The organism is Pseudomonas brassicae, from assembly GCF_010671725.1.
Taxonomy (GTDB): Bacteria; Pseudomonadota; Gammaproteobacteria; order Pseudomonadales; family Pseudomonadaceae; genus Aquipseudomonas; species Aquipseudomonas brassicae.
In genome coordinates, this window is the sequence record NZ_JAAHBU010000001.1 from 22,751 (window position 1) to 44,505 (window position 21,755).

Annotated in this window: 18 protein-coding genes and 3 pseudogenes; 6 read left to right on the top strand and 15 right to left on the bottom strand. The window is 64.5% G+C overall.

Features of this window, described 5'->3' with window-relative positions; translation table 11 throughout:
• Nucleotides 1-223 precede the first annotated feature (223 nt).
• Together ompR and G3436_RS00115 are read left to right on the top strand one after the other, a co-directional pair.
• Nucleotides 224-964 carry an osmolarity response regulator transcription factor OmpR gene (gene ompR, locus G3436_RS00110; protein WP_163940167.1) on the top strand — a complete coding sequence of 247 codons (741 nt, stop codon included), beginning with the start codon at nt 224-226 and terminating at the stop codon, nt 962-964.
• A gap of 124 nt (nt 965-1,088) precedes the next feature.
• Nucleotides 1,089-2,402, top strand: a complete 1,314-nt coding sequence (locus G3436_RS00115) for an ATP-binding protein (protein ID WP_163940169.1) — start codon at nt 1,089-1,091, stop codon at nt 2,400-2,402.
• Between the two features lie 15 nt (nt 2,403-2,417).
• Here G3436_RS00115 and rimK read toward each other — a convergent pair whose 3' ends face one another.
• Entirely contained in the window at nt 2,418-3,323 is a 906-nt protein-coding gene (gene rimK / locus G3436_RS00120; RefSeq protein ID WP_163940171.1) for a 30S ribosomal protein S6--L-glutamate ligase, read from the bottom strand.
• Entirely contained in the window at nt 3,320-3,802 is a 483-nt protein-coding gene (gene rimB, locus G3436_RS00125) for a retropepsin-like aspartic endopeptidase RimB (protein WP_163940173.1), read from the bottom strand. Before rimB ends, rimK begins: the two co-directional genes overlap by 4 nt.
• Nucleotides 3,803-3,911: 109 nt before the next feature.
• On the opposite strand from rimB, the gene G3436_RS00130 reads away from it, so the two are divergent.
• From G3436_RS00130 to G3436_RS00145, 4 genes are all read left to right on the top strand, one after another.
• Nucleotides 3,912-4,313, top strand: a complete 402-nt coding sequence (locus tag G3436_RS00130; protein ID WP_163940174.1) for an RNA-binding S4 domain-containing protein — start codon at nt 3,912-3,914, stop codon at nt 4,311-4,313.
• A gap of 48 nt (nt 4,314-4,361) precedes the next feature.
• A complete protein-coding gene (gene hslO / locus G3436_RS00135) occupies nt 4,362-5,264 on the top strand; it encodes an Hsp33 family molecular chaperone HslO (RefSeq protein ID WP_163940176.1) in 903 nt (300 codons plus the stop codon).
• 179 nt (nt 5,265-5,443) lie between these two features.
• Nucleotides 5,444-6,985 carry a phosphoenolpyruvate carboxykinase gene (locus G3436_RS00140; protein ID WP_163940178.1) on the top strand — a complete coding sequence of 514 codons (1,542 nt, stop codon included), beginning with the start codon at nt 5,444-5,446 and terminating at the stop codon, nt 6,983-6,985.
• A 236-nt stretch (nt 6,986-7,221) separates the two neighbouring features.
• Nucleotides 7,222-7,650 (top strand): acyl-CoA thioesterase, encoded by a 429-nt coding sequence (locus G3436_RS00145; RefSeq protein ID WP_163940179.1) that lies wholly within the window; start codon nt 7,222-7,224, stop codon nt 7,648-7,650.
• A 12-nt stretch (nt 7,651-7,662) separates the two neighbouring features.
• On the opposite strand, the gene G3436_RS00150 is transcribed toward G3436_RS00145, so the two are convergent.
• The 13 genes and pseudogenes from G3436_RS00150 to G3436_RS00210 all read right to left on the bottom strand — a co-directional run.
• Nucleotides 7,663-8,319: a response regulator gene (locus G3436_RS00150; RefSeq protein WP_163940182.1), complete on the bottom strand. Its 657-nt coding sequence runs from the start codon at nt 8,317-8,319 to the stop codon at nt 7,663-7,665.
• Between the two features lie 39 nt (nt 8,320-8,358).
• A pseudogene (locus G3436_RS00155) lies at nt 8,359-9,425 on the bottom strand (protein-glutamate methylesterase/protein-glutamine glutaminase).
• A complete protein-coding gene (locus G3436_RS00160; protein WP_163940184.1) occupies nt 9,422-10,234 on the bottom strand; it encodes a CheR family methyltransferase in 813 nt (270 codons plus the stop codon). Before G3436_RS00160 ends, G3436_RS00155 begins: the two are co-directional and overlap by 4 nt.
• A gap of 1 nt (nt 10,235) precedes the next feature.
• Nucleotides 10,236-10,748 (bottom strand): chemotaxis protein CheW, encoded by a 513-nt coding sequence (locus G3436_RS00165; protein WP_163940186.1) that lies wholly within the window; start codon nt 10,746-10,748, stop codon nt 10,236-10,238.
• A 45-nt stretch (nt 10,749-10,793) separates the two neighbouring features.
• Nucleotides 10,794-12,386 (bottom strand): methyl-accepting chemotaxis protein, encoded by a 1,593-nt coding sequence (locus G3436_RS00170; protein WP_163940188.1) that lies wholly within the window; start codon nt 12,384-12,386, stop codon nt 10,794-10,796.
• Between the two features lie 2 nt (nt 12,387-12,388).
• On the bottom strand, nt 12,389-14,428 hold the full coding sequence (locus G3436_RS00175) for a chemotaxis protein CheA (RefSeq protein ID WP_163940189.1): 2,040 nt from the start codon (nt 14,426-14,428) through the stop codon (nt 12,389-12,391).
• A gap of 2 nt (nt 14,429-14,430) precedes the next feature.
• Nucleotides 14,431-14,757, bottom strand: a complete 327-nt coding sequence (locus tag G3436_RS00180; protein WP_163940191.1) for an STAS domain-containing protein — start codon at nt 14,755-14,757, stop codon at nt 14,431-14,433.
• A gap of 5 nt (nt 14,758-14,762) precedes the next feature.
• The gene (locus tag G3436_RS00185; RefSeq protein ID WP_163940193.1) at nt 14,763-15,128 is read right to left on the bottom strand and encodes a response regulator; all 366 of its coding nucleotides are present in this window, start codon (nt 15,126-15,128) and stop codon (nt 14,763-14,765) included.
• Between the two features lie 18 nt (nt 15,129-15,146).
• Nucleotides 15,147-15,722: pseudogene (locus G3436_RS28665) on the bottom strand (methyl-accepting chemotaxis protein); the annotation flags it as partial.
• Nucleotides 15,671-16,912, bottom strand: coding sequence for a cache domain-containing protein (locus G3436_RS00195; protein ID WP_420801160.1), 1,242 nt, complete (start codon nt 16,910-16,912; stop codon nt 15,671-15,673). The gene G3436_RS00195 and the pseudogene G3436_RS28665, both read right to left, overlap by 52 nt.
• Nucleotides 16,913-17,093: 181 nt before the next feature.
• Nucleotides 17,094-19,148, bottom strand: coding sequence for a phenylacetic acid degradation bifunctional protein PaaZ (paaZ, locus tag G3436_RS00200; protein WP_163940198.1), 2,055 nt, complete (start codon nt 19,146-19,148; stop codon nt 17,094-17,096).
• A 32-nt stretch (nt 19,149-19,180) separates the two neighbouring features.
• Entirely contained in the window at nt 19,181-20,422 is a 1,242-nt protein-coding gene (locus tag G3436_RS00205) for an OprD family porin (protein ID WP_163940200.1), read from the bottom strand.
• Nucleotides 20,423-20,454: 32 nt separating this feature from the next.
• Nucleotides 20,455-21,755: pseudogene (locus G3436_RS00210) on the bottom strand (sodium:solute symporter family transporter); the annotation flags it as partial.

Consider the following 21,755-nt stretch of genomic DNA (forward strand, 5'->3'; position numbering starts at 1 on the left):
TGTGAATGCAAAGGCCGCAGGCTGGCGCTGCAGGGCGCTTGAGCAGGGCGACTCTGGATGAAAGCGGCGCATTATACCCAGCGTGCCGGGCTTGCGGTGATAGCGGCAGGCCAGCCTGTCGGGGGATGCCGCTGGCACCTTGGGAAAAATCTGCTAACAATGCACACGGCACGGACAATTGGCGGCTAAGCCATAATGCCCGCCGTGATTAAAGGAGCTACCCATGAGCAGCACTGCACAACCCGCCGAAGGCGAGAAAATCCTTATCGTCGATGACGACCCGGGCCTGAGCAGCCTGCTGGAGCGTTTCTTCACCAGCAAGGGCTATCGTGCCCGCGCCGTACCCAATACCGAACAGATGGACCGCCTGCTGGCACGTGAGGTGTTCAACCTGATCGTGCTCGACCTGATGCTGCCCGGCGAAGACGGCCTGACCGCCTGCAAGCGCCTGCGCGCGGCGAAGAACCAGGTGCCGATCATCATGCTCACCGCCAAGGGCGACGAGCTCAGCCGCATCAAGGGCCTGGAGCTGGGCGCCGACGACTACCTGGCCAAGCCGTTCAACCCCGATGAGCTGATGGCGCGGGTCAAGGCCGTGCTGCGTCGCCAGGCACCGATCGTGCCGGGTGCACCGGGCAGCGAAGACGAAACCGTCACGTTTGGCGACTACGCGCTGTCGCTGGCCACCCGCGAACTCAAGCGTGGCGACGAAGTGCACATGCTCACCACCGGCGAGTTCGCCGTGCTCAAGGCGCTGGTCATGCATGCCCGCGAGCCGCTGACCCGCGACAAGCTGATGAACCTGGCCCGTGGCCGCGAGTGGGATGCGCTGGAGCGTTCCATCGACGTGCAGATTTCGCGTCTGCGCCGCATGATCGAGCCCGATCCGTCCAAGCCGCGCTACATCCAGACCGTCTGGGGTGTGGGTTATGTTTTCGTGCCGGACGGCAATGCCGGCAAGTGATGTCCCGTGCAGGCACCGGTCGGTAGCTGCAGGGCGGCCCTCGGGTCGCCCTGCTTTAGCCTGTGCCTGCATCCGCAACGCCTGCGAGCCGCGCTCGTTTCTGCCAAGTGTGTAGCCCTCGTCCATGAAAACGCCACTGTGGTTCCCCCAAAGCTTTTTCGCCCGCACCCTCTGGCTGGTGCTGGCCGTGGTGCTGTTCTCCAAGGCGCTGACCCTGGTGTACCTGCTGATGAACGAGGACGTGCTGGTCGACCGCCAGTACAGCCACGGCGTCGCGCTGACCCTGCGCGCGTACTGGGCGGCCGACGAGCAGAACCGCGAGAAGATCGCCGAAGCCGCCGGGTTGAAGCGGGTGGTCGGCGATGGCGTGCCGGAGGGTGAGCAGCACTGGCCCTACAGCGAGATCTACCAGCGCCAGATGCAGGCCGAACTGGGCGAGGACACCGAGGTGCGCTTGCGCATCCATGCGCCGCCTGCGCTGTGGGTACAGGCGCCGAGCCTGGGCGATGGCTGGCTGAAGGTGCCGCTGTACCCGCACCCGTTGCGTGGCCAGAAGATCTGGAACGTGCTGGGCTGGTTCCTGGCCATCGGCCTGCTGTCGACCGCTTCGGCGTGGATCTTCGTGCGCCAGCTCAACCAGCCGCTCAAGCGCCTGGTGTTCGCTGCCCGCCAACTGGGGCAGGGGCGCAGCGTGCGGCTGCCGATCAGCGATACACCGAGCGAAATGACCGAGGTGTACCGCGCCTTCAACCAGATGGCTGAAGACGTCGAGCAGGCGGGGCGTGAGCGCGAGCTGATGCTGGCGGGGGTGTCCCATGACCTGCGTACCCCGCTGACGCGCTTGCGCCTGTCGTTGTCGCTGCTGGCCAACGAAAGCGACCTGACCGACGACATGGTGCGCGATATCGAAGACATGGACGCGATTCTCGACCAGTTCCTGGCGTTTATCCGCGATGGCCGTGACGAGCCGGTGGAGGAGGTCGACCTGGGCGACCTGGTGCGCGAGGTGGTTGCACCGTTCAACCAGCCCGAAGAGCAGGTACGCCTGTGCCTGGAGCCGATCCCGCCGTTCCCGCTGCGGCGCGTGTCGGTCAAGCGGCTGCTCAACAACCTGATCGGCAATGCCCTGCACCACGCCGGCAAGGGCGTGGAGGTGGCGGCCTACGTGTCCGGTGACAGCAATGCGCCGTACGTGGTGCTGAGCGTGCTCGACCGCGGTGCGGGCATCGACCCGGGCGAGCTGGAGGCGATCTTCAACCCGTTCATCCGCGGCGACCGGGCGCGCAGCGGCAAGGGCACCGGCCTGGGGCTGGCGATCGTCAAGCGCATTGCCGCCCAGCACGGCGGCAATGTCGAGCTGCGCAACCGTTCCGGTGGCGGCATCGAGGCGCGGGTGCGCTTGCCGCTGGGCCTGCTGCTGCCACGCGACGCGGTCTAGGGCACACCTGGGCGGTCAGCCCTTGCCCTTGGTGCGGGTCAGGTTCGGCCCGCCGTTCTTCTCCAGGTGCTCGATGATCATCCCGGCAACATCCTTGCCGGTGGTCACCTCGATGCCTTCCAGGCCAGGCGAGGAGTTGACCTCCATCACCAACGGGCCATGGTTGGAGCGCAGGATATCCACCCCGGCCACGCTCAGGCCCATGACCTTGGCCGCGCGAATGGCGGTCATGCGCTCTTCGGGGGTGACCTTGATCAGGCTGGCGGTGCCGCCGCGGTGCAGGTTGGAGCGGAACTCGCCGGGCTTGGCCTGACGTTTCATCGAGGCGATCACCTTGTCGCCGACCACGAAGCAGCGGATATCGGCGCCACCGGCTTCCTTGATGTACTCCTGCACCATGATGTTCTGCTTGAGGCCCATGAACGCCTCGATCACCGACTCGGCCGCCTTGGTCGTCTCGCACAGCACCACGCCGATACCCTGGGTGCCTTCGAGCACCTTGATCACCAGCGGTGCGCCGTTGACCATCTGGATCAGGTCGGGAATGTCGTCGGGGGAGTGCGCAAAGCCGGTGACTGGCAGGCCGATGCCACGCCGCGACAGCAGCTGCAGCGAGCGCAGCTTGTCGCGTGAGCGGGCGATGGCCACCGATTCGTTGAGCGGGAACACACCCATCATCTCGAACTGGCGCAGTACCGCACAGCCGTAGAAGGTCACCGACGCGCCAATACGCGGGATCACCGCATCGAAGCCTTCCAACGGCCGGCCGCGGTAGTGGATCTGCGGTTTGTGACTGGCAATGTTCATATAGGCGCGCAGGGTATCGATCACAACCATTTCATGGCCTCGTTGCGTACCGGCTTCGACCAGACGACGAGTGGAATACAGACGCGGGTTCCGCGACAGCACAGCGATCTTCATGCAACACCTGTGGAGGGGGTAATGGTGGCCGGGAATGCCGGCTTGTCCTGAACGTATTTGAGGCCCGGGTTGACGACCAGTTGGCCGTGCACCAGGGCCTTGGAGCCGAGTAGCAAGCGATAGCGCATGGCCTTGCGGCAGGCCAGGGTGAACTCAACCTCCCACACCCGGTCACCCAACGCCAGTGGCGTGCGGATCACGTAGCGGATCTGGGCGTGGCCGTTGGAGCTCTTGATGGTCTTCATCGTCACCAGCGGCGCTTCACAGCGTCGGTGGCGCAGTTGTACCACCGAACCCAGGTGCGCATTGAAACGTACCCAGGTCTCGCCGTCGCGCTCGAAGGTTTCCACTTCGGTGGCGTGCAGGCTGGAGGTGCTGGCGCCGGTGTCGATCTTGGCGCGCAGGCCGGCTACGCCAAGGTCGGGCAGGGCCACCCACTCGCGCAGGCCGATCACGCTCAAATGGTCAAATGTCTTCAAAATGCACAACCTGCGAGTAAGTCGGTGAACTGTAAGCACGCTGCGTACTTTTTGCATCCGCCAGTTACGGTAGTACAGTTCCATGAAAGAAATGGAACGGGGAAATGCTATGGCACAAAAGCCGGAAGAGGACGACAAGGTTCGCCTGGACAAATGGTTGTGGGCGGCACGCTTCTACAAGACCCGCGCCCTGGCCAAGGCTGCCATCGAAAGTGGCAAGGTGCACTGTCGCGGCGAGCGCTGCAAGCCTGGCAAGGAGCCGCGCCTGGGCGACGAGTTCGTCTTGCGCACCGGCTTCGACGAGCGCACCGTGGTGGTCAAGGCGCTGTCCGTGGTGCGGCGTGGCGCCCCTGAAGCCCAGGCGTTGTACGAAGAAACCGCGCAGAGCGTCGCGCGCCGCGAACAGGCGGCGGCACTGCGCAAGGCGGGTGCCCTGGGCGTCAGTACCGACGGCCGGCCCAGCAAGAAACAGCGTCGCCAATTGCACCAGTTGCACGACAGCGCGGGTTAAGCCCTAAAATACGCGCTTGTTCCGCCACCTTTTCAGAAAGCCAAAGCCATGCACGATTTGCCGGATACCGACTTCACCCAACGCTTCATTTTCGACGAGCGCGATGTGCGCGGCGAGCTGGTTTCGCTGGAGCGCAGCTATGCCGAAGTGCTGGCCAAACATGCCTACCCACAGCCGGTGGCGCAACTGCTCGGCGAGCTGATGGCCGCGGCGTCGCTGTTGGTGGGCGCGCTGAAATTCGACGGCCTGCTGATCTTGCAGGCGCGCTCGCAAGGGCCGATCCCCTTGTTGATGATCGAATGCTCCAGCGATCGCGAAATCCGTGGCCTGGCACGTTATGACGGCGCGCAGATCGAGGCGGGCGCGAGCCTCGCCGACCTGATGCCAGATGGCCAGCTGGCGTTGACCATCGACCCGACCCGTGGCCAGCGCTACCAGGGCATCGTGGACCTGGATGGCAAGGACCTGTCGGAGTGCTTTACCAACTACTTCGTGATGTCGCAGCAGGTCGGCACACGCTTCTGGCTCAACGCCGACGGCCGCCGTGCCCGTGGCCTGCTGCTGCAACAGCTGCCGGCCGATCGCCAGAAGGACGACGAGGAGCGCGCTGAAAGCTGGCAGCACGTCACCGCCCTGGCCACCACCCTGACCGCCGAAGAGCTGCTGGGCCTGGACAACGAGACGGTCCTGCACCGCCTTTACCACGAGGAGGCGTTGCGCCTGTTCGATATCCAGTCGCTGCACTTCCATTGCAGCTGCTCGCGCGAGCGCTCGGCCAATGCGCTGGTCAGCCTGGGCCTGGAAGACGCGCAGCAGCTGCTGCTCGAGCACGGCGGCAAGGTCGAGATCGATTGCCAGTTCTGCAACGAACGCTACCTGTTCGATGGCACCGATATCACGCAATTGTTCGCCGGAGGCGGGGTTGACTCGCCGTCAGATACTCGTCACTGAAACGTTTCAGTTCAGGTAAATCTCCTGTCGAACGCCGGAAACACGCCGTTCTGACAGGAGGGCCCTACTTTTTTTGGGCGTTTCTGGCATAATCCGGCCACTTTTTTCGCTGTAGTAGTTTTCAAAGCTCTACTACAAAACGTTTGGAGCACTCGGCCGCAGGCCGGATGGGGAATCTCATGACGCAAGCCAAAAACACCGTGTACACCGACCTGAGCGTCGATGAGCTGGTAAAAGAAGCGCTGAACCGCGGTGAAGGCGAGCTGGCCGATACTGGCGCGCTGGTCGTGAAAACCGGTCACCGTACTGGTCGTTCGCCGGTTGACCGTTTCATCGTCGACGAGCCGTCCACGTCGGCCGCGATTGCCTGGGGCCCGATCAACCGCAAGTTCCCGGCCGACAAGTTCGATGCCCTGTGGGACCGCGTCGAGGCGTTCAACAACGCCCAAGAGCATTTCGTTTCCTACGTCCACGTAGGTGCGGCCGCCGAGCACTACCTGCCGGTACGCATGACTACCCAGACCGCCTGGCAGAACCTGTTCGGTCGTTGCCTGTTCATCAACCCGGCGCAGTACAACGCGGCGGGCCGTGATGAGTGGCAGGTGCTCAACGTGGCCAACTTCGAGTGCGTGCCAGAGCGTGACGGCACCAACTCCGACGGTTGCGTGATCCTCAACTTTGCCCAGAAGAAAGTCCTGATCGCGGGCATGCGTTACGCCGGCGAGATGAAGAAGGCGATGTTCTCGGTGCAGAACTTCCTGCTGCCGGCTGCCGACGTACTGCCGATGCACTGCGCCGCCAACATTGGCGAAGCGGGCGACGTGACGCTGTTCTTCGGCCTGTCGGGTACCGGCAAGACCACCCTGTCGGCCGACGAAAGCCGTTACCTGATCGGTGACGACGAGCACGGCTGGGGTGAAGGCGTGGTGTTCAACATCGAAGGCGGTTGCTATGCCAAGTGCATCGACCTGTCGGAGAAGAACGAGCCGGTCATCTGGAAAGCCATCAAGCACGGCGCAGTGCTGGAAAACGTCGTTATCGACGACGCCAAGCATGCTGACTATGCCGATGTCAGCCTGACCCAGAACAGCCGTGCCGCCTACCCGCTGGAGCACGTTGCCAAGCGTTCCGAGAAAAACCTGGGCGGCGAGCCGAACGCCGTCATCTTCCTGACCTGCGACCTGACCGGTGTACTGCCACCGGTGTCGATCCTCAGCGAAGAGCAGGCTGCCTACCACTTCCTGTCGGGTTACACCGCGCTGGTGGGTTCGACCGAAATGGGTTCGGGCAGCGGCATCAAGTCGACCTTCTCCACCTGCTTCGGCGCGCCGTTCTTCCCGCGTCCGGCGGGCGAGTACGCTGAGCTGCTGATCAAGCGTATCCGTGGTTTCGGTTCGAAGGTGTACCTGGTCAACACCGGTTGGACCGGTGGTGGCTACGGTGTGGGCAAGCGCTTCAACATCCCGACCACCCGCGCGGTGATTGCAGCGATCCAGAGTGGCGCGCTGGTGGGTGCCGAAACCGAGCACCTGGACATCATCAACCTGGACGTACCGAAGCTGGTACCGGGCGTTGAAACCGTCCTGCTCAACCCGCGCAACACCTGGGCTGACAGCGCGGCGTACGATGAAGCAGCCAAGGGCCTGGCCTCGCTGTTCATCGAGAACTTCAAGAAGTTCGACGTTTCCGACGCGATCAAGGCAGCCGGCCCACAACACTAAGGTGTTGCCAGCCTGCTGAGAAAAAGCCGCCCGAATGGGCGGCTTTTTCATTGCGGGGGAGGCCGTTTACACCCGGCGTCTTCATCGGCAAGCCCGCTCCTGCATGTGCTGCAACGCAGCATCGCCTGATGGATCGGCGTTGTCAGCCTTGTTGGCTCGACAGCAAATCGCAACGAGGCGGTTGAAGCACAAGTGTGGGAAGCTTCTCTACCTTTTCCGCCCGGTACAGGCCCGCCATGACCCACCTCCCCGAACGCCACCACTACCCTCACTTCCACCCCCTGCTCACCCGCTGGCAGGACAACGACATCAACGGCCATATCGCCAGCGCCACGGTCTATGCGTTCTTCGACAGCGCGGTACAGGGCTACCTGATCGAGCAAGCCGGTCTCGACCCGCAAGACGGGGAAGTGGTGGGGTTCGTGGTCAGTTCGGGCTGTGATTTCTTCGCTTCGGCAGCCTTTCCCGAGTGCCTCGAAGTCGGCCTGCGTGTCGCGCGCGTGGCCGGCAGCTCGGTGGAGTACGAGCTGGCCCTGTTCAAGGTCGGCGAAGCCCAGCCCAGCGCGGCCGGGCGCATGGTGCAGGTGTTCGTCGAGCGTGCGTCCGGCCAGCCTGCCAGCCTGCCAGTGGCCCTGCAAGGCGCCCTGCAGGCACTGCAAGGCTGAAAAGGCGCCGCCTCAGTCGTTGATGCGGATGATCCCTTCGCGCACCGCAAACAGCACCAGGCCCGGTATGTCGTGAATCTGCAGGCGGTGCATGATCTGCGAGCGATGTGCTTCCACGGTCTTCACGCTCAGGCCCAGGCCATCGGCAATCGAGCGGGTCGACTCGCCGCGGGCGATCAGGCGCAGGATCTCCAGCTGGCGCGCAGTCAGTTGCATGCTGCTGTTGCCTGAATGCCGCTTGCGGCTGTGCTTGACCGCCTGACCGATCACCAGCGGCAACACCGCCGACGACAGGTACTGGCCGCCGTTTTTCAGGGCCTGCAAGGCCAGCTCCAGCTCCAGCACGGTAGCGGTTTTGAGCAGAAAGCCGTGGGCGCCCTGTTGCAGGCACTTCATCACGAACTCCAGCTCCGAGCGCGCCGAGAGCATCAGCACCATGCTCGCCGGCACCCGCAGGCACAGCTCGCGCAGGATCTCGTCGCTTTCGAGTGCGTCCAGCGCCATGTCGAGCATGATGATGTCGGGCTTGAGCTGTTCGGCAAGCTCGACAGCACTCAGGCCGTCATTCGCTTCACCCACCACTGCGTAATCTTGTTTTTGTTCGAGCAGCGCGCGCAAACCTGCTCTGAACAGGGGCGACTCGTCTGCAAGGAGTAATCGGCAAAGCATAGGTTGGCCTGTGTCGCGAAATAAGGGGGCGGTGTCGGGCTAGCCGTGACGCACGTTATCGCCGAAGTGGGCAATCAGCGCCGGCAGCCTGACCAGCGGCTCAACCGATTGGGCGCCGCCCAACCGTATCGCCTCCTTGGGCATGCCGAACACCACGCAACTGGCTTCGTCCTGGGCCACGGTGACAGCACCGTGCTCACGCATGCTGAGCAAACCACGCGCGCGTCATCGCCCATCCCGGTCATGATGATGCCCAGCGCATTGCCCCCGGCGTGCCGGGCAGCAGAGCGAAACAGGACATCGACCGAAGGTTTGTGCCGGTTGACGGCGGGACCGTCGAGCACTTCGACCAGGTAGTGCGCACCGCTGCGTTTGAGCTGCATGTGCAAGCCTCCGGGCGCGAGCAGCGCCAGGCCACTGTGCACGCGATCCAGATGCCTGGCCTCGCGTACCTCGATTTGGCAGAGGCTGTTGAGGCGTCGGGCAAAGTCGGCGGTGAATTTCTCGGGCATGTGCTGGACGATCACGATCCCCGGGCAATCACGCGGCAACTGGCGCAGGATGAACTCCAGCGCCTGGGTGCCTCCGGTCGAGCAGCCAAGTGTAACGATTCGATCGGTGGTTTTGATAACAGTTGCAGCCGGCGCACTGGTTTTTTCTTTTGCGTGCGACACGGGTAGCATGACCGGCCGCGTGCGGGCGGCCTCCTCGATGCTGCGGATCAAGCCTGTGGCCAGGCTCTCCAGGCTTTGGCGCAGGCCAAGGCGCGCCTTGGTAAACACGCCCACGGCGCCGGCGGCCAGTGCCTGCAGGTTGAGGTCGTTGCCGGCCTCGGTGAGGGTCGAGCAGATGATGGTCGGCGTCGGGCGCTCGGCCATGATCTGGCGCAGGAAGGTCAGCCCGTCCATGCGCGGCATCTCGATGTCCAGCACCAGTACGTCGGGCCAGTCTCGGCGCATCTTTTCGATAGCGTACAGCGGGTCGGCGGCCATGCCGATCACGCGGATGCCCGGGTGGCTGCTCAGGCACTGGTTGAGTACCTGGCGTACCAGCGCGGAGTCGTCGACGATAAATACCCGGATCGGTGCAGCAGGGCGCTCGGTCATGTGCGTTCGAACACCGAGGGGTGCACCAGCCGCAGCGGCAGGTCGAAACCGTGGATGCTTTCGGCATGCCCGATGAACAGCAGCCCGCCTGGGCGCAACTGGCTGACCAGGCGCTGCACGATGCGTTGTTTTTCTTGGGTGTCGAAGTAGATCAGGATATTGCGTAGGAAAATCACGTCGAACGGCCCCAGCCCTTCGGGCAACGCTTGCACCAGGTTGATCTCGCGCAGGGTTATCCGCGCCCGCAGATGCGCCTGCACGCGCATTCGCCCGTGCATGTCGCCCACCCCGCACAGGCAGTGGCGGTGCATCCAGTCCTGCGGAAAGTAGCGCGCCTGGGCGATGTCGTAGATGCCCTGCTCGGCGAGCGCCAGCATGCTCTGGCTGAGGTCGCTGGCCAGGATCGACCAGTCGCCGGCGCTGGCATGCTCGGCCACCGTCATGGCCATGCTGTAGGGCTCCTCGCCCGAGGAGCACGCTGCGCTCCACAGCCGCAGCGGCCCCCGGCGTCGTTCCAGCCACTGGCCAAGAAACTCGAAATGCGCAAACTCGCGGAAGAAGTACGTCTCGTTGGTGGTCAGCAGGTCGATCACCAGGCGCCGCTCACGGCTGTGGTTAGGCAACTCGATCAGGTGCAGGTAGTCGCTGTAGCTGTCCACACGGTGATGGCGCAAGCGCTTCATCAGGCGCCCGGCCACCAGCGAGCGCTTGTTGTCTGCCAGGTGAATGCCGGAGGCCCTGCTCATCAGTGCCTGCAGGCGGCGAAACTCTGGCTCGCCGAGCACGGGCAGTTTGAAGGTCGAGGGCATCTCAGGAGACCTTCGCCGCCTGGCTGAGGTGACGGATGTCCTCCAGCGAGAGCACCTGGGCCATGTTCAGGATGATCAGGAAGCCTTGTTCCTGCTGGGCCATGCCGGCAATGAAGTCGGCGCGGATGCCGGTGCCGAACGGCGGCGCCGGCACCACCACGCGCGGGTCGATGTCGAGCACCGCGTCCACCGCGTCCACCACCAGGCCGATGCGCTGCACGCCGTCTTCCAGCGGCAAGGCGATGATCACGATACAGGTGCGCTTGCCGGCCACGGTCAGGTCCATGCCGAAGCGTGCGGCCAGGTCCAGTACCGGCACCACATTGCCGCGCAGGTTGAGCACACCGTGGATGTAGGCGGGCATCATCGGCACGCGGGTGATTTCGGCGTACTCGATGATCTCGCGCACCAGCTCGATGGGCAGCGCGTAGCCGGCCTGGCGCACGCGAAAGGTCAGGTGCTGGATGCTGGCGGGCGTGTCCGGCGACTGCGTGGCAAGTTCTAGCGTGTTCATGGCTGCGCCTCGTTCAATTGAAGCTGACGAACTGGCCTTCATCGATCAGCGCCTTGTGGGTGGGCTTGTAGGCGGCGCCTTGCAGCTCGCGACGCGTGGCAGCGGACGGGCATTGGCGCTGTGTGCTTCGAAGCGGAAGAAGCCGATCAGTTCCTGCAACTGGCCCGCCTGGGCGTTCATTTCTTCGGCGGTGGCCGCCAGCTCTTCGGAGGCCGAGGCGTTCTGCTGGGTGATCTGGTTCATCTGGCCCATGGCAATGTTGATCTGGCCGGCGGCGCTGCTCTGCTCCTGCGACGCGGCGGTGATTTCCTGGACCAGGTCGGAGGTCTTCTGGATGTTCGGTACGATCTCGCTCAACAGGCTGCCGGCCTGTTCGGCCAGGCGCACGCTGCTGGAGGCCACCTGGCCGATCTCCTGTGCGGCCACCTGGCTGCGCTCGGCCAGCTTGCGCACCTCGGCGGCCACCACCGCGAAGCCCTTGCCGTGATCGCCGGCGCGCGCCGCTTCGATCGCCGCGTTCAGGGCCAGCAGGTTGGTCTGGTAGGCGATGTCGTCGATGATGCCGATCTTGTCGGCGATCTGCTTCATGGCCAGTACGGTGTCGCCCACGGCGCCACCGCCTTGTACCGCGTCGTTGGCCGCCTTGCCGGCGATGCCGTCGGTGATCTTGGCGCTTTCGGTGTTCTGCGCGATGGAGGCCGACATCTCTTCGACCGACGCACTGGTCTGCTCGACGCTGGCGGCCTGTTCGTTGGCGGCCTGGCTCAGCGACTGGGAGGTCGAGCTGACCTGCTCGGAGGCCGACGACAGCGCGTCGGCGGCGCTGCGCACGTCACCCAGGATACTGCGCAGGCGTACGGTCATGTTCTGCATGGCGGTCAGCAGTTGGCCGGTCTCGTCCTTGCGCGTCACCACCAGGTCCTGGCTCAGGTCACCGGCGGCCATGCGGTCTGCTGCTTCTACCGCACCGGCCAGCGGGCGGGTGATGCTGCGTGTGACCAGTACGCCGATGAGCATGCCGATCAAGGTCGCGGCGGCGGCCAGGGCGATCATCTGCAGGCGCGAGCTTTCGGCAATGGCGGTGATATCGGCGTTGGCCTCGCCGGCGCGGGCCTGCTTGCCTGAGCTGGCTTCACCCAGCAGTTCGTCCACCAGGTTTGCCGCTGCGACATTTTTCGGCATCAGTGCCAGCGCGTCGGTGAGGGTCTGCAGTTCGCCAGACTGGCGGTGTACGTTCATCAACTGGTTGGCAACGCTGATGTAGTCCTGCAGCGGGCCTTCGATTTTTTCCACCTGTGCGCGGCCATCCTTGGTCAGGAAGTACTCGCGCGACTTGACCAGCAGCTCACGGGTCTTTTCCATCGACGCGCGTGCTGTGGCGGCGGCCTGGTCGCGTTCCTCGACGGAGGTAGCCAGCAGGCTCTGGCGTACCGCACGGTTGGCCGCCAGCAGCTGGATATTGGCCTCTTGCAGGGTGCTCAGGCCGACCACGTCGTAGTCGTACATGCGGTCCGACAGCTCATTGACCTGGTTGAGGTTGCGCACGCCGATGAACCCGATGAGCGCGGTCAACGCCACCACCACCAGAAAACCCAGGGTCAGGCGCACGCCTATCTTCATATTGCTGATCATTTGCATGGTTATTCTCCGGAAGGGCTTGGCAACAGGTGCGGCGTCTCGCCTTCGGCGCGGTGCTGCGATTGGCGGAAGAGGCTGGGGATGTCGAGGATCAGGGCCACCTGGCCAGAGCCGAGGATGGTCGAGCCGCTGATACCGCTCAGGTGCTGGAACAGTTGCCCCAGGGGCTTGATCACGGTTTGCAGTTCGCCGTGCAGTTGATCGACGATCAGCCCGGCGTGCTGCCGGCCCTGGCTGACCACCACGATGTTGCGGCGTGTACTGGCGCTGCGTGGCAGGCCGAAATGCTGCTGCAGGTCGATGCACGGCAGCGGCCGGCCGCGCAGGTTGAGGTGGTGCTGCTCGGCCTGGGTTTCAGGCGCTTCCATGCATTCGGTGACCATGTCCAGCGGGATCACGAAGTGCTCCGGCCCCACGCTCACCAGGAAGCCGTCGATGATCGCCAGGGTCAGCGGCAGGCGGATGCGGAAGGTGCAGCCCAGCCCTGGCGTTGAGTCGATCTCGATCACGCCGCGCAACTGGTCGATGGCGCTGCGCACCACGTCCATGCCCACGCCGCGGCCAGACAGGTTGGACACCTGTTCGGCGGTCGAGAAACCGGCCTCGAAGATCAGCATGTGGATATCCTGGTCGCTGATCAGCGTGTCACTGTCGAGCATGCCGCGGGCGATGGCCTTCTCGCGGATTTTGGCGGTGTTCAGGCCGCGCCCGTCATCCTGGATCTCCAGCACGATCATGCCCGAGTCGTGGTAGGCGTTCAGGCGCAGTTGGCCTTGTTCCGGCTTGCCCGCCGCGCGTCGCTCGGCAGGCGCTTCGATGCCATGGTCGATGGCGTTGCGCACCAGGTGTACCAGCGGGTCGGCAATGCGATCGATCAGGGTCTTGTCCAGTTCGGTGTCGCCACCGTGGATGCTCAGTGCGATCTGCTTGTCCAGCGCCTGGCTCACATCACGCACCACGCGGTGGAAGCGGTTGAAGGTCTCGCCCACCTCGACCATGCGCAGCTTCAGCGCGCGCTCGCGGATCTGCTCGACGTGCTGCTGTACTGCCTGCACGCTTTCGATACAGGCGCCGTGGGCGCTGCGCAAGGCCTGCATCTGAGCGCCGGCGGTGCTGATGACCAGCTCGCCCACCAGGTTGATGAGTTCGTCGAGCTTGTGCGCCGCCACCTTGACCATGCTGCTGGGGGCCGTGCGGCTGTCGCTGGTGGCGGGCGGCAGTGCGGCCGGTACCGGTGGTGCGGGGGCGAGTGCCGGCGGGGGCGCCAACGTTTGCGTCGGCACGGGCAAAGGGGCCGTGGAGGGCTCATCAGGTGCCTGCGTGGCTTGCAGGCGCAGGGTGCAGAAGTCCTGCACCAGGCTGAACACATCTTCCAGCTGCTCGCGGCTGGCATCGCTGCGCAGGCTCAGTTCGAAGCCCAGGTAGCAGGCTTCCGGGTCCAGCGCTTCAAGGTCGGGCAGCGCCCAGGTGAGGGTCTGCAGGCTGAGGATCTCGCCCAGCCGGGCCAGGTAGCGGATAAACGCTGCCGGGTCGAAGCCATTGCTCAGCAACTCGCTGCTGAAGCGAATCGACAGGTACCAGGTCAGCGGTTCGCCGCTCACCGGGCTGGCGTGCACCGGTTGATCCGGTACTGCGGGCGGGGTGCTCTGCTGCGCTGCCAGTGCCGCCAACAGCGCGGCCTGGCGCGCGGTGTGTGGCGGCATGCTGGCCGACTGCGGGTCGATGCTGTCGAGCATCACGCCCAGTTCGTCCATGCACTGCAACATCAGCGAGGTCAGTGCCGCGTCCAGTGTGCGTACCCCGTCGCGCACGCCCATCAGCAGGTTTTCCAGCTGGTGGGCCAGGGCTACCAGCGGATCGAGCGAGAAGATCCCCGCCGAGCCCTTGAGCGTATGCACCGCACGAAACAGCGCATTGATCGCGTCCTCGTCGTCGGGGCGGGTTTCCAGGTGCAGCAGGCTGTCTTCGGCTTCCTTGAGCAGGTCGCGGGCTTCTTCAAGAAACCCCTGTAGCAACTGGCTCCATTGTTCGGCGTCGAACATGCTTACTCCTCGCACGGCACGGGCAGGCCGGCCGGGCATAACGAGGGGAGGCGCAGCAGCTCCAGCAGCGTACGGGCGTTGCCCGGCAGGGCGATCACCTCGGCGCTGTGGCCGTTTGCGCACAGGGTTTTCTGCAGGCTCAGCAGCAGTTGCACGCCGGCGCTGTCGAGTTCGTCCAGGCCGCCCAGGTCCAGTTGCCAGGGCACGGGCTGGGTGGGCAGCAAGGCCAGCAGTTGCTCGCGTGCCCCACGCACCTCATAGATGGTCAGGTCGCCGTCCAGGCGCAACCTGGCAGGCGTTTCAGGGGTGGCCGGGACGAGGCTGAACATGCCCGTCAACCAATCAGCTTTTCGACCGCAGCGAGCAACTGCTGCGGCTGGAACGGCTTGACGATCCAGGCCTTGGCGCCGGCAGCCTGGCCTTCGGCCTTTTTCGCCTGCTCGCTTTCGGTGGTCAGCATCATGATCGGGGTAAAGCGGTACTCGTTGCGGGCCTTGAGTGCCTTGACCAGGCCGATGCCATCGAGGTTGGGCATGTTCACGTCGCTGATCACCAGGTTGATCTTCTGGCCGGTGAGCTTTTTCAGCGCGTCGCGCCCGTCGCAGGCTTCGATGATCTGATGACCGGCGCTGGCAAGGCTGATTTTCACAAGTTGGCGCATCGAGGCAGAGTCGTCGACGATGAGGATGGTCTTGGCCATGTTCAGGGCTTCCGGGAGTTAGAAAAAGGTCACGTCGCTGTTGCTTGTCGACTGGCTGTGGCCGGCCCGCTCTTCGCTCGTGGTAAAGCGTTGGCGCAATTGCTGCAGCCAGGCCTGTGGGTCGTGCAGGCGGGTGTCGTCGTGGGCCAGGGCGTCGAGCAGTTGCAGCAGGTCGGTCTGCAGGTGATCGAGCATCTGGTCGGCACGGTCCTGGAACTGCAAGCCGACCATGATCGCGTGGATATCGGCCTGGGTGGCGCGGGCGTCCTGCTGCAAGGCACGCGAAGCACCGTCGAGGGCATCAAGGTTGGTGCCCAGGTCGCTGATCACCTCATCGAGTACCTGCTCCAGCGCTTGCAGGTTGGCCTGCTCCTCGGCGCCCAGCACGGTGGCGGCATCGATGCTGGACTGGATCGCGTGGTTGATCTCGCCGACTTTCGCATCCATCGACTGGCCGGTTTCGGCCGACAGGCGCGACAGCTTGCGCACTTCGTCGGCGACCACCGAGAAGCCGCGGCCGAATTCGCCGGCACGTGCCGCTTCTATGGCGGCATTGAGCGCCAGCAGGTTGGTCTGGCTGGCAATGTTGCTGATAGCGCTGGTGATGCCGTCGATTTCATGGGTGCGCTTGACCAGCCCGGCAATGCGCACGACGCGTCCTGCACCTGCGCAGACACCTGCTGGATCGCCCCCGCCGCCTGGCTGACCAGTTGCTCGCCCTCGGCGGCCAACTGCGAAGAGCGCGCAGAATTGGTCTCGGTCTCCCGTGCACTGAAGGAGATATGATCGATGGTCACCGACATCTGCTCGATCGCCGCCGCTGTTGCCGTGGTCGCCTCGGAGGTCCTGTGCGAAGCGCTGTCGATCTGGCCCATCTGCCCGGTCAGGCCGCTGGCAGCCTCGCCCAGCAGCACCGAGCCGCTCTGGATGGACACGATCATCTCACGCAGGCTGGCCTGCATGGTCGCCAACGCCGCCAACAGGCTCTGCGCACCAAAGCTGCCCTGCACCGGCCGGCTCAGGTCACCCGCCGCAATGGCCCGCGCCACCTCGGTGGCGTACGTCGGCTCACCGCCCAGGCTGCGATAGATGCCCCGCGACAGGCTGGCCGCCAGCACCGTGGTCACCAGCACCACCAGCAAGCCAACCGCGAATATCTGCCAGGCCAGGCGCCAGAACGCCGCATCGATGTCATCGACAAAAATGCCAAAGCCTACCAACCAGTTCCAGCCCTCGATCTTGACGATGCCGTTGATTTTAGGCACCGGCTGATCGGCACCGGGATACTTGGCCAGGTCATCGAAATACGCCAGGCGGGTGTTCTTCAGGCCATCCAGGTAGCCCTGCCATTTGCTGCGCCCGTCGGGCAGGGTGACGCCGACATCGACCTTGCCGATCACGTCGGGGTTGGGATGGACCAGGCCCAAAGCGCCCTCGGTACGCGCCCACAGGTAGGTCTTCTTGCCGTCACGCAGGCTCGACAGGGCTTCGATGGCCTTGGCCTGCGCCACCTCACGGCTGAGGGTGCCGCGCTGCTCCAGGTCCTGGAAGTACGCCACCTGCTGCGCCGCCAGGTTGAGCACGGTATAGATTTCGCTACGCTTGTTTTCCACCATGTTCGAGCGCAACGCGCTCAAGCTGAACCCGGCAATCAGCAGCAGACCGAGCACAGCACAAAAAACCATCAACGCGAGTCGGTAACGCAGTTTCATAGCGCCTTCCTGGTGCAATAGGCCCGGTCCAGCCGGGCACTTGTTTTTATTGTGGTGTGACAGATGTCTCATTTAGAGATACGTTATCGTACAACCAATGAGAAAAATAACCACAACAAATTGCAGCAGGTGCGTGCAGTGGGCCGGCCCCTTCGCTGGCAAGCCAGCCCCCACATGAACAATGCAGCCCCTGAGGACGGCGCACTACCTGTGGGAGCTGGCTTGCCAGCGAACGAGCGCAAAGCGCTCGCCGTCACACCGGACGCTTGAGCACCAAGGTCAGGATGTCGTAACTGGCCACCAGCTCACCCAGCTGGTTGGTCACCTCCACATCCCACGCCACCACCCCCTGGGGCTGCCCCAGCGGGCTGGATTTGCCCTGGTCGATCTTGCGCTTGCAGGTCAGGCGCGCCTGAATGGTGTCACCAATACCCACCGGGCTGATGAAGCGCAACGTGTCCAGCCCATAGTTGGCCAGTACCGGCCCTTCCCCCGGCGACACAAACAACCCCGCCGCCGCCGACAGCACGAAATACCCGTGCGCGATGCGCTTGCCGAACTGCGACTGCTTTGCCGCAATCTCGTCGAAGTGCATGTAGAAGTGGTCCCCCGACAGGCAGCCGAAATTCACCAGGTCAGCCTCGGTCACCGTGCGGCGATGGGTCAGCAGCGACTCGCCAATGCGCAGGTCCTCGAAGTGGCGACGGAACGGATGCACGTCGCTCTCGAACACCTGGGCACCGCGTACATACTCGCCGGTCACCGCCATCAGCATGCTCGGCGAACCCTGCACCGCTGCACGCTGCAGGTAATGCTTGACCGCGCGCAGGCCGCCCAGCTCCTCACCGCCACCGGCGCGCCCAGGGCCGCCATGCTTGAGCTGTGGCAGGGGCGAACCGTGCCCGGTCGACTCCACCGCCGCCTCGCTGTCCAGGATCAACAGGCGGCCATGCCATGCCGCCGCGACAGGGATCGCCTTGGCTGCTACCTCGCGGTCTGCGGTTACCAGGCTGGCTACCAGGCTGCCCTTGCCACGTGCCGCCAGCGCCAGCGCTTCGTCCAGGTCGTCATACGCCATCAGCGTACTGACCGGGCCGAACGCCTCGATATCATGCGCGCCGCCCTCGGCATGCGGGTCGCGTGCGTGCAGCAAGGTCGGCGCAAAGAATGCACCTTCCCCCACGCCCTCGCCCCGTGGCGCAAACCCATCACTGGCACCAAACAGCTGATCGCAGCTTTGCAGCAGGCTGCGCACCCGCTCACCCACGTCGCGCTGCTGGTCGTGCGAGGCCAGCGCGCCCATGCGCACGCCCTCAACCGACGGGTCGCCCACCACCACCTTGCTCAGGCGCTCGCGCAAACGCGTGGCCACGGCATCCAGGTGCCTGGCCGGCACGATGGCGCGGCGGATGGCGGTGCACTTCTGCCCCGCCTTGGTGGTCATCTCGCGCACCACTTCCTTGATGTACAGGTCGAACTCGGCATCATCCGGCTGCACGTCCGGGCCCAGGATGGCGCAGTTCAGCGAGTCGGCTTCGGCGGTGAATGGCACCGAGTTGCGGATCAGGTTCGGGTTGACGCGCAACTTGGCCGCCGTGTCGGCAGACCCGGTGAAAGTCACCACGTCCTGACCCTGCAGGCGGTCGAGCAGATCGCCCGTGCTCCCCACCACCAGTTGCAGGCTGCCCACCGGCAACAGGCCGGACGCGTCCATCAGGCGCACCACCGCCTCGGTCAGGTAGCTGGTGGAGGTGGCCGGCTTGACGATGCATGGCATACCGGCCAGGAAGGTCGGCGCGAACTTCTCGAGCATGCCCCAGATCGGGAAGTTGAACGCGTTGATGTGCACCGCAAGCCCCGCACGCGGCACCAGGATATGGCTGCCGGCGAACGTGCCCTGCTTGCCCAGCGGGAATGCCGGGCCTTCGTGCAGCAGGTTGCCCGAGGGCAGCTCGCGGCTGCCGATGCCGGCATAGGCGAACAGCGTGGCGTTGCCACCCTCGATGTCGATCCAGCTGTCGGCGCGGGTCGCGCCGCTGTGATGGGACAGGGCGTAAAGCTGCTCCTTGCGCTCGGCCAGGTACAGTGCCAGCGCCTTGAGCCGCGCCGCACGCTGCTGGAAGTCCATCGCCATCAATGCCTTCAGGCCTTGCTGGCGAGCATGCTCGATGGCCTCGGCAAAGTCGGGACGCTCTTCATGGCTGTAGGCCAGGACATGCCCGTCCAGGGCGCTGCGCAAGGGTTGCGCGCCATGCTGGCCGAGCCAGCGGCCGGCGATGAAGCTTTGCAAGGTTGGGGCAACAGACATGGGGTGTCCTCCGGTTCTTTTAAGGGGCGCGCTTACCACAGCGCCAGGGTGTAGCCGATGATCAGGCGGTTTTCGTCCAGGTCGGTGGTCAACCCGTTGCCCGAGCGAAAGGTGACGTTGCGCCAGCGTAGGCTGACGTTCTTTAAGGGGCCGCTCTGCACCACGTAGGTGATGTCGGTGTCGCGCTCACGCTCACGGCCGTTGTCTACCGTCGCGGTCCTGGCATGCCGGCCATCGGTGTAGCGGGTCATGAAGGTCAGGCCCGGTACGCCCAGCGCAACGAAGTCGTAGTCGTAGCGCAGTTGCCACGAATCGATACCGGCACGGGTGTAGGTGTTGTAGGTCACCAGGTTGACGGTGTACGGGTCGCCGCCGTTGAGGAACGGGAAGGCGCTGTCGCCGGACATCTGCTGGAAGGTGGCACTGACTTTGTGTGCACCGCTGGCCAGGGTGAACATGCCGTTGGCGTTGCGGTTGTCGATGCGCCCTGCCCGCTCGGCGCCATCGCCACGGCTGTCGAAGTAGCGCAGGTCGCTGCGCAGGCTCAGGCCTTCGCCCAGCGGCTGGGTATGCACCAGGCCGACGAACTGCTGACGGTAGATCTGTTCGAGCTGGGCGTAGTAGTAGGTCAGGTTCAGCTGCGGGGTGAATGCATAGGTGCCGCCGCCGAAGTCGAAGCGATCGCTGCTGGCGGCGCCATAGCCGATGTCGTCACGGCTGGAGGAATCACGCAGGTTGGCCTTGGTCAGGCGCCCGGCATTGACCGTCAGGCCGTCGATTTCCTGGCCGGTCAGCAGGCCGCCCTGGAAGCTTGCGGCCAGCAGGCGCGTGTCGTTGTACACCACCACCGGCAATGTCGGCTGCAGGGTGCCCAGGCGCAGCACGCTTTTGGAGGCGCGCAGCTTGGCGGTCAGGCCCAGTTCGCTGTAGTCGTCGGCCGGCTCCAGGCTGTTGCGCCCATAGGGCAACAGGCCAGTGCCGCGCCGGTCGCGGCTGGAATCGAGCTTGATGCCCAGTTGGCCCATGGCATCCACACCGACACCCACCGGGCCTTCGGTAAAGCCCGACTCGAACTTGGCGGTGAAGCCCTGGGCCCATTCCTCGGCCTTGGACTGCGGCGCGTTGTCCTGGCGGAAATCGCGGTTGATGTAGTGGTTGCGCAGCTCGACCCTGGCATGGCTGTCGCCGATGAAGTCGGCCATGGCCGGTGTGGCGACCAGCGGCAAGGCCAGGCTTGCCAGCAGCGACGCCGGTGTAAGGCGAATGTGGTTCATTATTTTTATACCCGACAATCGTGTGGTTGTTTTCAGTGTTTGCTGGCGCCTGCGGCACCGATCCCGGTCATCGAGCGAATGAACTGCGCCAGGTAACGGCCGCGCTCTTCGGCGGCCCGCGCCGAGGTATCGGTGACCGAGAACAGCCACGCCCCCAGGAACGCCAGGCTCATCGAGAACAGTGCCGGGTTGCTGTAGGGGAACAGGGCTTTTTCGTTGTGCAGCACGTTGACCCACACCGCCGGGCTCAGCACCAGCAGCACGATGGCCGAGACCAGCCCGCTCATGCTGCCGATCACCGCGCCGCGGGTGGTCAGGCCCTTCCAGTACATCGAGAGGAACAGCACCGGGAAATTCACCGACGCGGCGATCGCCAGCACCAGCCCGGAGAGGAACGCGATGTTCTGCGACTCGAACATCAACCCGAGGATGATCGCCAGCACGCCGATCACCAGGGTGGCGATACGCGATACACGCATCTCCTCTTTCTCGCTGGCCTGGCCCTTGCGGATCACGCAGGCATACAGGTCGTGGGACACCGCCGAGGCACCGGACAAGGCCAGGCCGGCGACCACCGCCAGGATGGTGGCGAAGGCCACGGCCGAGATGAAGCCCAGGAACAGGTTGCCACCCACGGCTTGCGCCAGGTGCACGGCGATCATGTTGCCGCCGCCGATGATCGCGCCGTTGACGTCGCGGTAGGCCGGGTCGGTGCCGACCATCACGATGGCGCCGAAGCCCACCAGAATCAGCAGCAGGTAGAAGTAGCCGATGAAGCCGGTGGCGTAGAACACGCTCTTGCGCGCTTCCTTGGCGTCGCTCACGGTGAAGAAGCGCATCAGGATATGCGGCAGGCCGGCGGTGCCGAACATCATGCCAAGGCCCAGGGATATCGCGTCGATGGGGTTGGACAGCAGCCCGCCCGGCGCCATGATCGCGGTGCCCTTGGCGTGCACTTGCGTGGCGGCGCTGAACATCGCTTCGGTGCTGAAGCCAAAATGCTTGAGCACCATGAACGCCATGAAACTGGTACCCGAGAGCAGCAACACAGCCTTGATGATCTGCACCCAGGTGTGGCGAGCATGCCACCGAAGGTCACGTAGAACACCATCAGCACGCCGACCAGCATCACCGCGTAGAGGTAACTGATGCCGAACAGCAACTCGATCAGCTTGCCCGCGCCGACCATCTGCGCCACCAGGTACATCAGTGCCACGGTCAAGGTGCCCAGGGCCGAGGTCAGGCGTACCGGGGTTTGTTCCAGGCGGTAGGAGACCACGTCGGCAAAGGTGTATTTGCCCAGGTTGCGCAGGCGCTCGGCGATCAGGAACAG